General features: G+C 70.0%; 12 protein-coding genes and 1 riboswitch. Of the genes, 5 read left to right on the top strand and 7 right to left on the bottom strand.

Features of this window, described 5'->3' with window-relative positions:
- Nucleotides 1–108: 108 nt before the first annotated feature.
- From ACFY2L_RS14675 to ACFY2L_RS14650, 6 genes are all read right to left on the bottom strand, one after another.
- On the bottom strand, nucleotides 109–1,122 hold the full coding sequence (locus ACFY2L_RS14675; RefSeq protein ID WP_390661122.1) for a ribonucleotide-diphosphate reductase subunit beta: 1,014 nt from the start codon (nucleotides 1,120–1,122) through the stop codon (nucleotides 109–111).
- Nucleotides 1,122–3,473: a ribonucleoside-diphosphate reductase subunit alpha gene (locus ACFY2L_RS14670; RefSeq protein ID WP_390822506.1), complete on the bottom strand. Its 2,352-nt coding sequence runs from the start codon at nucleotides 3,471–3,473 to the stop codon at nucleotides 1,122–1,124. The genes ACFY2L_RS14675 and ACFY2L_RS14670 overlap by 1 nt, the downstream gene beginning before the upstream one ends.
- Nucleotides 3,474–3,595: 122 nt before the next feature.
- Nucleotides 3,596–3,745: riboswitch (cobalamin riboswitch) on the bottom strand.
- Between the two features lie 39 nt (nucleotides 3,746–3,784).
- On the bottom strand, nucleotides 3,785–4,291 hold the full coding sequence (locus tag ACFY2L_RS14665; RefSeq protein ID WP_390661120.1) for a GNAT family N-acetyltransferase: 507 nt from the start codon (nucleotides 4,289–4,291) through the stop codon (nucleotides 3,785–3,787).
- A gap of 70 nt (nucleotides 4,292–4,361) precedes the next feature.
- Nucleotides 4,362–5,990 (bottom strand): monocarboxylate uptake permease MctP, encoded by a 1,629-nt coding sequence (gene mctP / locus ACFY2L_RS14660; RefSeq protein ID WP_390822505.1) that lies wholly within the window; start codon nucleotides 5,988–5,990, stop codon nucleotides 4,362–4,364.
- On the bottom strand, nucleotides 5,987–6,253 hold the full coding sequence (locus tag ACFY2L_RS14655) for a DUF3311 domain-containing protein (protein ID WP_390661118.1): 267 nt from the start codon (nucleotides 6,251–6,253) through the stop codon (nucleotides 5,987–5,989). Before ACFY2L_RS14655 ends, mctP begins: the two co-directional genes overlap by 4 nt.
- Before the next feature lie 110 nt (nucleotides 6,254–6,363).
- On the bottom strand, nucleotides 6,364–7,128 hold the full coding sequence (locus ACFY2L_RS14650) for a GntR family transcriptional regulator (protein ID WP_390661117.1): 765 nt from the start codon (nucleotides 7,126–7,128) through the stop codon (nucleotides 6,364–6,366).
- Nucleotides 7,129–7,469: 341 nt separating this feature from the next.
- Here ACFY2L_RS14650 and ACFY2L_RS14645 point away from each other — a divergent pair, with 341 nt between their 5' ends.
- The 4 genes from ACFY2L_RS14645 (at nucleotide 7,470) to ACFY2L_RS14630 (ending at nucleotide 12,188) form a co-directional block, all read left to right on the top strand.
- Nucleotides 7,470–8,750 (top strand): extracellular solute-binding protein, encoded by a 1,281-nt coding sequence (locus tag ACFY2L_RS14645; protein WP_390661116.1) that lies wholly within the window; start codon nucleotides 7,470–7,472, stop codon nucleotides 8,748–8,750.
- A 101-nt stretch (nucleotides 8,751–8,851) separates the two neighbouring features.
- Nucleotides 8,852–9,835 carry a carbohydrate ABC transporter permease gene (locus ACFY2L_RS14640; protein ID WP_390661115.1) on the top strand — a complete coding sequence of 328 codons (984 nt, stop codon included), beginning with the start codon at nucleotides 8,852–8,854 and terminating at the stop codon, nucleotides 9,833–9,835.
- Complete coding sequence (locus tag ACFY2L_RS14635; protein WP_390661114.1) at nucleotides 9,832–10,698, top strand: carbohydrate ABC transporter permease; 867 nt, start codon at nucleotides 9,832–9,834, stop codon at nucleotides 10,696–10,698. Before ACFY2L_RS14640 ends, ACFY2L_RS14635 begins: the two co-directional genes overlap by 4 nt.
- An 8-nt stretch (nucleotides 10,699–10,706) precedes the next feature.
- Nucleotides 10,707–12,188 (top strand): glycoside hydrolase family 3 protein, encoded by a 1,482-nt coding sequence (locus tag ACFY2L_RS14630; RefSeq protein WP_390661113.1) that lies wholly within the window; start codon nucleotides 10,707–10,709, stop codon nucleotides 12,186–12,188.
- A 161-nt stretch (nucleotides 12,189–12,349) separates the two neighbouring features.
- Here ACFY2L_RS14630 and nagB read toward each other — a convergent pair whose 3' ends face one another.
- A complete protein-coding gene (gene nagB, locus ACFY2L_RS14625; RefSeq protein ID WP_390661112.1) occupies nucleotides 12,350–13,135 on the bottom strand; it encodes a glucosamine-6-phosphate deaminase in 786 nt (261 codons plus the stop codon).
- 392 nt (nucleotides 13,136–13,527) lie between these two features.
- Here nagB and ACFY2L_RS14620 point away from each other — a divergent pair, with 392 nt between their 5' ends.
- On the top strand, nucleotides 13,528–15,003 hold the full coding sequence (locus ACFY2L_RS14620) for a sensor histidine kinase (protein WP_390661110.1): 1,476 nt from the start codon (nucleotides 13,528–13,530) through the stop codon (nucleotides 15,001–15,003).
- The last annotated feature ends 104 nt before the right edge of the window (nucleotides 15,004–15,107 follow it).

The raw sequence follows: 15,107 nt of genomic DNA, 5'->3' as shown, positions 1-15,107 counted from the left end.
CGGGATCCTCGTCCTCCTGGTCCTCCCGTCCGTGTTCGGCATCGTGCGCGACCGGCGCGCCGACCGGCGGATCAGGGAGGCCCAGGAGGCCCGGGGAGAGCGGGAGGGTCAGAAGTCCTCGTCGAGGTCGACCGTCCCCTCCACCGCGACCTGGTACGCCGACGGACGCCGCTCGAAGAAGTTGGTCAGCTCCTGAACGCCCTGCAGCTCCATGAAGGAGAAGGGGTTCTCCGAGCCGTACACCGGGGCGAAGCCGAGGCGGGTGAGCCGCTGGTCGGCGACGCACTCCAGGTACTGCCGCATCGACTCGGTGTTCATGCCCGGCAGGCCGTCGCCGCACAGGTCGCGCGCGAACTGCAGCTCGGCCTCGACGGCCTCCCGGAGCATGTCCGTGACCTGCTGCCGCAGCTGCTCGTCGAACAGGTCCGGCTCCTCCTTGCGGACGGTGTCGACCACGTCGAAGGCGAAGCTCATGTGCATGGTCTCGTCACGGAACACCCAGTTGGTGCCGGTGGCGAGACCGTGCAGCAGGCCCCGGCTGCGGAACCAGTAGACGTACGCGAAGGCGCCGTAGAAGAACAGGCCCTCGATGCACGCGGCGAAGCAGATCAGGTTGAGCAGGAAGCGGCGGCGGTCGGCCCGGGTCTCCAGGCGGTCCAGCTTCTCCACCTCGTTGATCCACTTGAAGCAGAACCCGGCCTTCTCGCGGATCGAGGGGATGTTCTCCACGGCGTCGAAGGCCGCGGCGCGGTCCTCCGGGTCGGGCAGATAGGTGTCCAGCAGCGTCAGATAGAACTGGACGTGCACGGCCTCCTCGAACAGCTGGCGCGACAGGTACAGGCGCGCCTCCGGGGAGTTGATGTGCTTGTACAGCGTCAGCACCAGGTTGTTCGCCACGATCGAGTCGCCGGTCGCGAAGAACGCGACGAGCCGGCCGATCAGATGCTGCTCCTCCGGCGTCAGCCTGGCGAGGTCGGCGACGTCCGAGTGGAGGTCGACCTCCTCCACGGTCCAGGTGTTCTTGATGGCGTCCCGGTAGCGCTCGTAGAAGTCCGGGTAGCGCATCGGACGGAGAGTCAGCTCGAAGCCGGGGTCGAGGAGGTTCTGGTTACGGACGGACATCACTGGCAGGCCTCGCAGGACTCGGGGTTCTCAAGGGAGCAGGCGACGGCGTCCTCGGGGGCCGGCTGCTGCACGGGGATGGTGGCCTGGGCCGCGCGGGCGATACGGGTCGCCGGGCGCGAGCGCAGGTAGTACGTCGTCTTCAGGCCCGACTTCCAGGCGTACGCGTACATCGAGGAGAGCTTGCCGATGGTCGGCGTCTCCAGGAACAGGTTCAGGGACTGCGCCTGGTCCAGGTACGGGGTGCGGGCGGCGGCCATGTCGATCAGGCCGCGCTGCGGGATCTCCCACGCCGTCCGGTACAGGGCCCGTACGTCCGCCGGGATCCAGGCGAAGTCCTGCACCGAGCCGCCCGACTCGCGCAGCGCCTCCCGGGTGCGGGCGTCCCAGACGCCGAGCTCCTTGAGGTCCTGCACCAGGTACGAGTTGACCTGGAGGAACTCGCCCGACAGCGTCTCGCGCTTGAACAGGTTGGACACCTGCGGCTCGATGCACTCGTACACACCGGCGATCGAGGCGATGGTGGCCGTCGGCGCGATGGCGAGGAGCAGCGAGTTGCGCAGACCGGTCGTCGCGATCCGCTCGCGCAGCGCCGCCCAGCGCTCCGGCCAGGTGAACTCGACGCCGTAGTGGTCCGGGTGCAGCACACCCCGGGCGGTACGGGTCTTCTCCCAGGCCGGCAGCGGGCCGTTGCGCTCGGCCAGGTCGGCGGAGGCCTCGTACGCGGCGAGCATGACGCGCTCGGCGATCCGGGTGGACAGCAGGCGGGCCTCGGGGGAGTCGAAGGGCAGCCGCAGCTTGAAGAAGACGTCCTGCAGACCCATCGCGCCCAGGCCCACCGGACGCCACTTGGCGTTCGACCGGCCCGCCTGCTCGGTCGGGTAGAAGTTGATGTCGACGACCCGGTCGAGGAAGGTGACGGCCGTGCGGACGGTGGCGTCCAGGCGCTCCCAGTCGATGTCCCCGTCGGCCACGAAGGCCCCGAGGTTCACCGAACCCAGGTTGCACACCGCGGTCTCGCCGTCGTCGGTGACCTCCAGGATCTCCGTGCAGAGGTTGGAGGAGTGGATCACCTGGCCCGGCTCCGCCGTCTGGTTGGCGGTGCGGTTGGCCGCGTCCTTGAAGGTCATCCAGCCGTTGCCGGTCTGCGCGAGGGTCCGCATCATCCGGCCGTACAGATCACGGGCCGCGATGGTCCTCCTGGCGAGCCCGGCCGCCTCCGCCGCGCGGTACGCGGCGTCGAACTCCTCGCCCCACAGGTCGACCAGCTCGGGCACGTCGGAGGGGGAGAACAGCGACCACTGCTCGTCGGCGTTCACCCGGCGCATGAACTCGTCCGGGACCCAGTGCGCGAGGTTCAGGTTGTGCGTACGGCGGGCGTCCTCACCGGTGTTGTCGCGCAGCTCCAGGAACTCCTCGATGTCGGAGTGCCAGGTCTCCAGGTAGACCGCGGCCGCGCCCTTGCGCCGGCCGCCCTGGTTCACGGCGGCGACGGAGGCGTCCAGGGTCTTCAGGAACGGGACGATGCCGTTGGAGTGCCCGTTGGTGCCGCGGATCAGCGAACCGCGGCTGCGGATCCGGGAGTACGACAGCCCGATGCCGCCGGCGTGCTTGGAGAGCCGGGCCACCTGGTGGTAGCGGTCGTAGATCGAGTCCAGCTCGTCCAGCGGGGAGTCGAGGAGGTAGCAGGACGACATCTGGGGGTGCCGGGTGCCGGAGTTGAAGAGCGTGGGGGAGGACGGCAGGTAGTCGAGGCGGCTCATGAGCCCGTAGAGCGCCGCGACCTCGTCCAGGGCACGGGTGGTGTCGTCCTCGGCGAGACCGCAGGCCACCCGCAGCAGGAAGTGCTGGGGCGTCTCGACGACCTTGCGGGTGTGCGGGTGCCGCAGCAGGTAGCGGCTGTGCAGGGTGCGGAGCCCGAAGTAGCCGAAGCGGTCGTCGGCGGCCGGGTCGATCAGCGCGTCCAGGCGGGCCGCGTGCAGCCGTACGAAGTCGGCGGTGCGGTCGGCGATGAGGCCCTCGCGGTGACCGACGGCCACGGACCCGGTGAACGAGGTGACGCCCTGGGAGGCGGCCTCCGTGGCGATGCTGATCGTCAGCAGCCGGGCGGCCAGCCGGGAGTAGGCGGGGTCCTCGGAGATCAGGCCGGCGGCCGCCTCCGTGGCCAGCTCGCGCAGCTCCCTCTCGTCCGCCCCGGCGGACCGGCCGCGCAGCGCGGCGGCGGCGACCCGGCCGGGGTCGGCGTCGGGGAGGTCGGCGGTCAGCTCGGTCAGGGTCCGCAGCAGCGCGGCACCGGGACCGTCGGTTTCCGGCAGGACGGCTGAGGCCGGATCGGCTGGCGCGATGGTCACGTGGGGCTCTCCCTCGCTCGGCAGGGGGCCTGGCGCGGAGCAGGGGGCAGCACACGAGCGCACGCGGCGTCGCGTCCACCGGCCCACTCCACGAGGCCCGGACGTCAAGGCACCCGGGCCGGACGGCCGGGTGCGCTGCCGACAGGTCCTCGGACTGGACAGGCGTGCGGACACGGGTGGGCGCACACGCGAGTACACCGTTGCGGGACAGTTCCGGATTCGCACCGGATTCCCCTGCGGCGACAGCGAGCATGAGCATACATCTTGTGCTCACCCGTCACGCCACCCCCAGATGTTGTGTCGGGGTGGTTTCAGAGTGTCAACTTGTAGGTGAGGAGAGTGAGGTCGTCCAGGTGCGGCACGGGATTCCAGTCCCGCTCCGGTGTGCGGACGAAGCCGAGGCGCTCGTAGAGGCGGTGGGCGCTGTGCATGGCGCGCTGGGTCGACAGGACGACGGCGGTGCGGCCCTCCATGGCCCGGGCGCGGTCGACACAGCTCCGCACGAGGGCCTCACCGGCGCCCCGGCCCCGCGCCTCGCGCGTGACGGCGAGCGCCCTGATCTCCGTCTCGCCGGGACGGGCGATGTCGGCGACGGGGCCGGGGCCGGGGACGAAGGTGACTCCGCCGAGGAGCCGTTCGCCCTCCACGGCCACGAGGACCTCGGCGGCGGCCGCCCGCCCGGCCACGTCCTTCAGCACGGGCAGGTACTCGTCGCCCTCGCCGTAGTCGAGCAGGCCGTCGTCGAGGTAGGCACGGGCCGTCATCTCGCCGAGGGCGGCGTACTCGCTGGGTTTCGCCTGCCTGATCCGGATGTCCATGGCGCGCAGTGTGCCCCATGCGCACGACGGCGGGCCGCCGGATTTTCCCGACGGCCCGCCGCGGTCTCGTCTAGTGGGACGCTCCGGCGGTCGCCGGCGGCAGCTCCACCTGCACCCCCGGGTCCCCGGCGTCCGCCGTGTAGTCCTGCGGCCTGGTCTCGTCGATGCCCTCGGGGGCCTTCACGGCCTTGAGGGCGAAGGTCAGGACCACGGTCACGACGGCATTGAGGACGAACGCCGTGAGACCGATGTAGCCGATCTCTCCGATGCCCGGGATCTCCTTCGCCGAGCCGCCGAAGTGCTTCTGGGTCGGGGAGGCGACGCCGTACGCGGCGACCGTGCCGTAGACCATGCCGACCGCCCAGCCCGCGAGCAGCGCCCAGCGGTGGAACCAGCGGGTGAACAGGCCGCCGACCAGGGCCGGGAAGGTCTGCAGGATCCAGATGCCGCCCAGCAGCTGGAAGTTGATGGCGACCGTCTTGTCCATGGTGAGGACGAAGACCAGGGCGCCCACCTTCACCAGCAGGGACACCAGCTTGGAGACCCTGGTCTCCTGCGCGGGCGTGGCGTCCGGCTTGATGAAGTCCTTGTAGATGTTCCGGGTGAAGAGGTTCGCGGCCGCGATCGACATGATGGCCGCCGGCACGAGCGCGCCGATGCCGATCGCCGCGAACGCCACACCCGCGAACCACGCCGGGAACATGGTCTCGAACAGCTGCGGGATGGCCAGCTGTCCGTTGGTGACCTTGACCCCGGCCGCGATCGCCATGAAGCCCAGCAGCGCCAGCAGGCCCAGCATCAGCGAGTACAGCGGCAGGATGGTGGTGTTGCGGCGGATCACCTCACGGCTCTTGGAGGACAGGGTCGCGGTGATCGAGTGCGGGTACATGAACAGCGCGAGCGCGGAGCCGAGGGCCAGGGTGGCGTAGGTCCACTGGCCCGGTTCGGCCGGGGCCAGCGCGCCGCGCGGCTTGCCCGTGGCCGGGTTGGTCTGGCCGAACGCCTCGCCGGCCTTGGCGAAGATGTCGTCGAAGCCGCCCAGCTTGATCGGGATGTAGATGATCGCCACCGCGATGACGATGTAGATCAGCGTGTCCTTCACGAACGCGATCAGCGCGGGGGCCCGCAGACCGGACGAGTAGGTGTACGCGGCCAGCACACCGAACGCGATCAGCAGCGGCAGGTCCTTGACGAACCAGTTCGTGTTCTCGCCGCCGCCGACGCCCATCACGTCGAGCACCGCCTGGATGCCCACGAGTTGCAGCGCGATGTAGGGCATCGTCGCCAGGATGCCGGTCAGCGCCACCGCCAGCGACAGGCCCTTGGAGCCCCAGCGGCCGCGCACGAAGTCCGAGGTCGTCACGTACCCGTGCTTGTGCGAGACCGACCACAGGCGGGGCAGGAACGTGAAGATCAGCGGGTACACGAGGATCGTGTAGGGCACCGCGAAGAAGCCGGCCGCGCCCGCCGCGTAGATCGCCGCCGGCACGGCGACGAAGGTGTACGCCGTGTAGAGGTCGCCGCCCAGCAGGAACCAGGTGATCCAGGTGCCGAACGACCGGCCGCCCAGGCCCCATTCGTCGAGACTGTGCTCGTTCTCGGCCTTGCGCCAGCGCGCGGCCAGGAAGCCCATGGCCGTCACGGCCAGGAAGAAGAAGATGAAGACGGCGAGTGCCACGCCGTTCACGCCGTCCTTCACTTCCGCGCACCCCCGCCCGGGGCCTTGCGGGCGCGCTGGTCACGCTGCCACAGCTTGTACGCGACCATCGTGAGCGCGGTCGAGATCAGCACCCACAGCATCTGGTACCAGTAGAAGAAGGGGATCCCGATGAACGCCGGATCCACCTTCGCGTAGGAACCCACCCACAGCATCGCCACGAAGGGCGCGAGCAGGCAGAGGCCGATGACGACGCGCACAGGCGTCACCACCGGCCCTCTCGTCACTTCCGGGGTGTCTGACATCGGCGGCTCCGTCCCCTAACTGATCACCGATCACCGTTGTAATGCGCAGGCAATGTAGGTGACGGATAAAGGGCAGTGGAAGACCGCGTCCGCATGTCGATCGAGAAAAGCTACTCCGTGGGCCTCTTCAGTCGCGCCACGAACTTGTACCGGTCGCCCCGGTACACCGAGCGCACCCATTCCACGGGCTGGCCCTCCTTGTCCAGCGAGTGACGGGAGAGCATCAGCATGGGCAGGCCGACGTCGGTGCCGAGCAGGCCGGCCTCGCGCGGGGTGGCCAGGGAGGTCTCGATGGTCTCCTCGGCCTCGGCGAGGTGGACGTCGTAGACCTCGGCCAGGGCCGTGTACAGCGACGTGTACTTGGCCAGGGACCTGCGCAGCGCGGGGAAGCGCTTGGCCGAGAGGTGGGTGGTCTCGATGGCCATCGGCTCGCCGTTGGCCATGCGCAGCCGCTCGACGCGCAGCACCCGGCCGCCGGCGGTGATGTCGAGCAGGCCGGCGAGGGTGTCGTCGGCGGTGATGTAGCCGACGTCCAGCAGCTGGGAGGTGGGCTCCAGGCCCTGGGCGCGCATGTCCTCGGTGTACGAGGTGAGCTGCAGGGCCTGGGAGACCTTGGGCTTGGCGACGAACGTGCCCTTGCCCTGGATGCGTTCCAGGCGGCCTTCGACGACCAGTTCCTGGAGGGCCTGGCGGACGGTCGTGCGCGAGGTGTCGAACTCGGCCGCAAGGGTCCGCTCCGGCGGGACCGGGGTGCCCGGCGCCTGGGTCTCCGTCATGTCGAGCAGGTGCTTCTTCAGGCGGTAGTACTTGGGCACGCGCGCGGTACGGACGGTCGTCCCACCCTCGTTCTCCGCACTGCTGACGTCGGTGCTCATGGCCTGCCTTCCCGGCTCCGGATGCGGGTCACATCGTGGCACGGACACGGTGCTGAGTGCTCCGCTGTTCCGTGATCCCCTCTGTATACCGTCGCAACCTTTGCTGGTCTAGTCCATCCGGCGACTGGTCTACCGGACCGACGCCCTCCGCGGTCGATGTTTTCGACGGTTTCTTACTTAAAGGTTCCTGCATATGTAGCTCCCATAACGGCTGGTCAAAGGGGATTCGGCCACTCTTGACAGCCGTATTGGTCTGAGCCAAGCTCGGCGCACTGGTCTACACCATTGGTCCAGGTCCCGGTCTATGGGCGGGAGGTGTGGGCATCCCTGAGGAGGGTGGCGTGAAGCGCAAGCTGATAGCCGCGATCGGTATCGCGGGCATGATGGTCTCCATCGCGGCGTGCGGGGACGACAAGGGCAGCGGGGACTCGAAGGGCTCCGACGCGAAGGAACTGACGGTCTGGCTGACCGTCGACGCCCAGAACAACTGGCCCGAGCTGGTGAAGGCCGCCGACGCGGCGGTGCTGAAGAAGCACCCCGGCGTCAAGATCGACCACGAGTACTACGGCTGGCCCGACAAGAACGCCAAGCTCGACGCGGTCCTCGCCACCGACAAGGCCCCCGACGTCGTCGAGATGGGCAACACCGAGATGCTCGGCTACATGGTCAAGGGCGCCTTCGCCCCCCTCGACGCCGCGAAGTTCGACAACTCCTCCGCCTGGCTCGACGGCCTCAAGGCCTCGGTGACCTACGACGGCAAGACCTACGGCGTCCCGTACTACGCCGGCGGCCGCGTCGCCAACTGGCGCAAGGACGTCTTCGCCAAGGCCGGGGTGAAGTCCGCGCCGAAGACGTACGCCGAACTGACCGCCGCCCTCGACAAGGTCCAGAAGAAGGAGGGCGACAAGTTCTCCGCCTGGTACCAGCCCACCCGCGACTGGTACGCGGCCATGTCCTTCGTCTACGACGCCGGCGGCTCGATCGCCGTCGAGTCGGGCGGCACGTGGAAGGCCAACCTGTCCTCGGCCGAGTCCCTCAAGGGCCTCGAGGAGTTCAAGACGGTCGTCGACACGTACATGCACGGCGACAAGACCAAGGACGAGTCGGACCGGTACATCGTCTACGGCCAGGGCAAGTCCGGCATGATCTTCGCCCCCGCCTGGGAGGGCGCGACCGCAGCGGCCAAGGAGAACGACAAGACCGGCAAGCTCGCGGGCAACGTCGAGAACTTCGTGATGCCCGGCCCGTCCGGCAAGAACCTCCCCGTGTTCCTGGGCGGCTCCGACCTCGCCGTCCCGGTGAAGTCGGACGCGCGGGACCTCGCCGCCGAGTGGATCAACGCCTTCACCGGCCCCTCCGGGCAGAAGGGCCTGATGGCCAAGGGCAACCTGCCCAACAACAAGACCGACCTCGCGACCCTCAAGAACGACCCGGCGACGGCCGTCCCGGCCACCGCGGCCGAGTCCAACTGGTTCGTCCCGATGGCCCCCGGCTGGGGCCAGGTCGAGAAGGCCCAGGTCCTGCAGAACATGCTGCAGAGCATCGGCACCGGCAAGAAGTCGGTCGAGGAAGCCGCGAAGGAAGCGGACGCCGCGATCGACAAGGTCATCAACAACTCGTGACCTGACGGCGGCGCCCGGCCCGGTGCCGGGCGCCGCCTCCCGTACGACCCGTTCGGGGCTTCGCCTCCGTACGACCCGAGGGACCGCTGAGGAGCGCGCGGATGAGTGCCGCAGACACGACCACCCCTGCCAAGGTGCCGCCGAAGCGGCCCGCACCCCCACCTCCCGCTCCCGCGGGACCGTCACGGGCGAAGCGCGCGTCCCGCGGCACCCCGTGGCTGCTGCTCGCTCCCTGCCTGCTGGTCCTCGCCCTCGTCATGGGCTATCCGCTGGTCCGTCTGGTCACGCTCTCCTTCCAGAAGTTCGGGCAGTCCCAGCTGTGGGGCTTCCAGCCGGCCGAGTCGGTCGGGTTCGACAACTTCTCGGGAGTGCTGGCCGACGGCGAGTTCTGGCAGGTCGTGGTCCGCACGATCGTCTTCGCCGCGGGCTGCGTGATCCTCACGATGGTCCTCGGCATGCTCGTCGCCCTGCTGCTCCAGCGGGTCTCCGGCTGGGTGAAGACCCTCGTGAACATCGCCCTCGTCGCCAGCTGGGGCATGCCGGTCATCGTCGCCACCACCGTCTTCAAATGGCTGTTCGACTCCGACTACGGCATCCTCAACGCGGTCCTGAGCAGGCTGCCCGGCGTCGAGCTGATCGGCCACAACTGGTTCGCCAGCGGACCGCAGGGCCTGGCCGTCATCATGCTGCTGGTGATCTGGGGCGCGGTCCCCTTCGTGGTCATCACCCTCAGCGCCGGTCTCACCCAGGTCCCGGCCGAACTGGAGGAGGCCGCCCGCCTCGACGGCGCCGGCTCCTGGGGCGTCTTCCGGTACGTCACCCTGCCCATCCTCAAGCCGATCATCGTGATGCTCACGACCCTGTCGGTCATCTGGGACATGGGCGTCTTCCCCCAGGTCTTCGTGATGCGCGGCGGGCACCCGGAGCCCGAGTTCCAGCTCCTGACGACGTACTCCTACGACCGCGCCTTCGTCGTCAACGACTACGGGCAGGGCTCGGCGATCGCCCTGATCACCGTGCTGCTCCTGCTGGGAGTGGTCGCCGTCTACATGCGCCAGATGCTGAAGATCGGAGACGTCGAATGAGCAGCGTGAGCGGCGTGAGCGGTAAGGGCGCGCTCGCCGAGCCGCGCCGGAAGCCGAAGCTCGGCTGGAACCTCCTCGGCCTGCTCGTCTTCGCCGTCGCCGGTTTCCCCGTCTACTGGATGCTCAACACCGCGTTCAAACCGGCGAAGGACGCGATCGACCCGGACCCGAGCCTGCTGCCGACGGGCATCACGTTCTCCAACTTCAGCCGGGCGCTGGACATCGCCGACTTCTGGGGCCCGGTCGGCCGCAGCCTGATCGTCTCCCTGGCGGTCGTCACGATCGGCATCGTGGTCGGCATGCTGGCCGCCCTCGCCATCTCCCGGTTCGCCTTCCGCGGCCGCAAGATCGTGATCGTGGGCGTCCTCGCGGTCCAGATGGTCCCGCTGGTCGCCATGATCATCCCGGTCTTCCTGCTCCTGAACGACCTGGACCAGTACGACAGGCTCTCGGGCCTGATCATCACGTACCTGACCTTCATCCTGCCCTTCACGGTGTGGACCCTGCGCGGCTTCATCGTCAACATCCCGAAGGAACTGGAGGAGGCGGCGATGGTCGACGGCTGCAGCCGCACCGGCGCCTTCGTCCGGGTCGTCTTCCCGCTGCTGGCCCCCGGCATGGTCGCCACCTCGGTCTACGGCTTCATCCAGGCCTGGAACGAGTACCTGTACGCCCTGATGCTGCTCAGCCAGAAGAACCAGACCGCGACCGTGTGGCTCGGCAACTTCACCACCAAGCACGGCACCGAGTACGCCCCGATGATGGCCGGCGCCACCATGATGGCTCTCCCCATCGTCGCCCTCTTCCTCCTCGTCCAGCGCAGGATGGCCGCGGGTCTGACCGCGGGCGCCGTGAAGGGATGACGCCCCCGATGACGACAATCGCCCCCGGCACCGACACGCTGACCCGTGACGCGCTGACGGTCCTGCAGCCCGGCTTCACCGGCGTCACGGCCCCCGACTGGCTGCTGCGCCGCCTCGGTGAGGGCCTGGCCTCGGTCGGCCTCTTCGGCCGCAACATCACCTCCCCGGAACAGCTCTCGGCCCTGACCGCCCAGTTGCGCGCGGAACGGGACGACGTCCTGGTCGCCATCGACGAGGAGGGCGGGGACGTCACCCGCCTGGAGGTGCGCACCGGCTCCAGCTTCCCCGGCAACCACGCGCTGGGCGCGGTGGACGACGTGGAGCTCACCCGGGACGTGGCGTACGCACTGGGCCGCCGGCTCGCGGAGTGCGGGGTCAACCTGAACTGGGCCCCGTCGGCGGACGTCAACTCCAACCCGGCGAACCCGGTGATCGGCGTCCGCTCCTTCGGCGCCGACCCCCACCTGGTCGCACGGCACACCGCCGCCTACGTCACCGGCCTCCAGGCGGCGGGCGTGGCGGCCTGCACCAAGCACTTCCCGGGCCACGGCGACACGGCCGTCGACTCCCACCACGCGCTCCCGCGCATCGACGTGCCGGCCGAGGCCCTGGCGGAACGCGAACTGGTCCCCTTCCTCGCGGCCATCGGCGCCGGCACCCGGGCGATCATGAGCGCGCACATCCTGGTGCCCGCCCTGGACCCGGTCCGCCCGGCAACGTTGTCCCGCCCCGTCCTGACGGACCTCCTCCGCCGCGACCTCGGCTACGAGGGCCTGATCGTCACCGACGGCATGGAGATGCAGGCCGTCGCCGCGACGTACGGCATCGAGCGGGGCAGCGTCCTCGCGATCGCCGCCGGCGCCGACGCCATCTGCGTGGGCGGCGGACTGTCCGACGACGCGACGGTACGACGCCTGCGCGACGCGCTGATCACCGCCGTCCGCACGGGCGAGCTCCCCGAGGAACGACTGGCGGACGCGGCGCAGCGGGTGCGCGCCCTGGCCCGCTGGACCGGCTCGGCTCCCGGGAGCACCGCCGAGCCCCGGCCGGACGTGGGCCTGCTGGCCGCCCGCCGCGCCCTGCGGGTCACCGGCGCGGACCCCTTCACCCCCCTCACCGACCCCCCTTACGTCGCCGCCCTCACCCCGGTGGCCAACATCGCCGTCGGCGACGAGACGCCGTGGGGTGTGGCGGCGGAGCTGGCGCGGCTGCTGCCCGGGACGCGGACGGGCAGCTTCAGCGGCGCGGACGCGGGGCGGGCGGCGCTGCTCGCGGCGGGGGAGCGGCGGATCGTCGCCGTGGTCCGCGACGAGCACCGGCACCCCTGGATGGCGGCGGCCCTCGACACGCTCCTGGCGGCCCGCCCCGACACCCTCGTGGTCGAGATGGGCGTCCCCCGGGCGGTGCCACGCGGAGCCCTGCACATCGCGACGCAGGGCGCGGCCCGCGTGTGCGGCCGGGCGGCGGCGGAGGTCGTCGCGGGCAGGTAGCGCCCAGGACACGCAAGGCGCCGGCCCCTTTCCAAGGGGCCGGCGCCTTGCTGATGTTGAGGGGTGCGGGGCTGTACCGCTGTGCGGCTGCGCCGCGTGGGCGCGGCCGGCCCACCACGGCCCGCAGCCCGCGAAAGCCAGAACCCCGCAGACGAGACCGCTTAAATCCCCTGCCACGCCGGCTTGTTGGCGAACGTGTGCCGGAAGTAGTCCGCGAGCTTCAGCTTGGACGCCGCTCCCTCGTCGACCACGACCGTCGCATGCGGATGCAACTGCAGCGCCGAGGCGGGGCACACCGCCGCGACGGGCCCCTCCACGGTCGCCGCCACCGCGTCCGCCTTGCCCTCCCCGGTGGCGAGCAGCACCAGATGGCGCGCCTCCAGGATGGTCCCGATCCCCTGAGTGATGACGTGATGCGGCACCTGCTCGATGTCTCCGCCGAAGAACCGCGCGTTGTCCACCCGGGTCTGCTCGGTCAACGTCTTGATCCGGGTGCGCGAGCGCAGCGACGAGCACGGCTCGTTGAAGCCGATGTGCCCGTCGGTGCCGATCCCGAGCAGCTGGAGGTCCACCCCGCCGGCGGCGGCCAGCGCCGCGTCGTACGCCGCGCACGCCGCCTGGACGTCCTCGGCCGTGCCGTCGGGCCCGAGGAAGGCACCCATGCCGATGCCCAGCGGTTCGAGGACCTCGCGCCGCAGCACCGAGCGGTAGGACTCGGGGTGCTCGGCGGGCAGTCCCACGTACTCGTCGAGCTGGGCGATCCGCGCCCGCGAGGTGTCCGCCTCACCGGCGCGCACCTTGGCCGCGAGCGCCTGGTAGACGGGCAGCGGGGTGGAGCCGGTGGCCACACCGAGCAGGGCGTCGGGCTTGCGTCGCAGGAGTGCCGCCATGGCCTCGGCGATCAGTTCGCCGCCCGAGCTGGCGTCCGGAACGATGACAACTTCCACGCTGGCCTGCCGTTCTGAGCTGAGTGGTTTAGACCAATCTAGCAGAGCTCCCCGAAATTGCCCCCCGCATCTCGGTCCGTGGAGGAACTCGCACAGGCTAGGCTGCGTCATGGACGGTGGGGCATGGACACACCTAGTGGTCTAGTCCACAATGGACCGTGAGAGAACAGCACGCGAAATCTTCCGTCTTCCCCGCACAGGAAGGCGGACCGAGGGTCCGGAGCTCTCTGCCCTGACTGCCCCGGCTCCTCACCTTCGGTCGACGGGACCGCACACCCCGCGGCCGATACAGCTCCGGGCTGCGGTGCCGGGAGGGTTGAGGGTCCCTCCCAGGCGCCGCGGCCCGCGGGTGTTTTTCGGACACTTCCCGCACCCCGGGTACGCTCGCAGACGTGCCCTCCATGAACGAACTCGTACGCCAGCACACCGCCCTCGACGACTCCGACCTCGAGTGGCTCCACCTGCTGGTCTCGGAGTGGCAGCTGCTCTCCGACCTCTCCTTCGCCGACCTGGTCCTGTGGGTGCCCACCAGCGACGGCACCCGCTATGTCTCGGTGGCCCAGATGCGGCCCAACACCGGCCCGACCTCCTACCAGGACGACATGGTCGGCCACCTGGTGCCGCGCGGCCGCCGCCCCCTGCTCGACGCCGCGCTCGACGAGGGCCGGATCGTGCGCGAGGGCGATCCGGAATGGCGTGAAGAGGTCCCCGTACGCGTCGAGTCCATCCCCGTACGACGGGACGGCCGCGTCCTCGGAGTCATCGCCCGCAACACCAACCTGCTGACCGTGCGCACCCCGAGCCGCCTGGAGCTGACCTACCTCCAGAGCGCCTCCGACCTCGCGCAGATGATCGCGGCCGGCTCCTTCCCCTTCCCCAACCAGCAGATGGACATGGACGCCGCCCCGCGCGTGGGCGACGGCCTGATCCGGGTCGACGGCGACGGCATCGTCCAGTACGCCTCCCCGAACGCGCTCTCCGCCTACCACCGCCTCGGCCTCGCCTCCGACCTGGTCGGCCATCACCTCGGCGACACCACCGCCGAACTCGCCCCCACCCGGGGGCCGGTGGACGAGGCGCTGGCCAAGGTCGCCAGCGGCTGGGCGCCCCGTGAGTTCGAGATCGAGGCCAAGGACGGGGTCATCCAGTTCCGCACGATCCCGCTCAAGCCCAAGGGCACCCGCATCGGTTCGCTCGTCCTGCTCCGGGACGTCACCGAACTGCGCCGCCGCGAACGCGAATTGATCACCAAGGACGCCACCATCCGGGAGATCCACCACCGGGTGAAGAACAACCTCCAGACGGTCGCCGCCCTGCTGCGCCTGCAGGCCCGCCGCATCGAGTCCGAACGCGGCCGGGAGGCCCTGGAGGAGGCGGTCCGCCGGGTCGGCTCGATCGCCATCGTGCACGAGACGCTGTCCCAGAACCTCGACGAGCGCGTGGAGTTCGACGAGATCGCCGACCGGGTGCTCGCGATGGTCGCGGAGATCTCGCCGGGCAAGGTGACCGGCCGGCGCAGCGGGCGCTTCGGCATCCTGGACGCGGAGGTCGCCACCCCGCTGTCCATGGTGCTCACCGAGATCCTCCAGAACGCCCTGGAGCACGGCTTCCGCGAGGGCGACACCGGTACGGTCGAGGTCTCGGCCGTCCGTGGCGGTACGACGAAGGAGGCCCGCCTCCTGGTCACCGTCCAGGACGACGGCGTGGGCCTGCCCGAGGGCTTCGACCCGCACACCTCGGGCAACCTCGGCCTGCAGATCGTCCGGACGCTGGTGGAGGGCGAGTTGGGCGGCACCTTCGACATGGTCCCGGCGCCGGAGCGCGGTACGCAGGTGATCCTGGACATCCCGGTGCGGGCCCAGAAGTAGGGCGGCACCCTCCCCCGGGGCCCGCACAGCAAGAAGCCCCGGACCGGTCAGGGGTCCGGGGCTCTGATGCTCGTTGCCAGCGATTAGCTGCGCATCGGGGGTAC

The organism is Streptomyces sp. NPDC001381 (assembly GCF_042895685.1).
Lineage (GTDB): Bacteria > Actinomycetota > Actinomycetes > Streptomycetales > Streptomycetaceae > Streptomyces.
The sequence above is the reverse complement of the archived record's forward strand: the minus strand, read 5'-3'. Positions and strand labels throughout refer to the sequence as shown.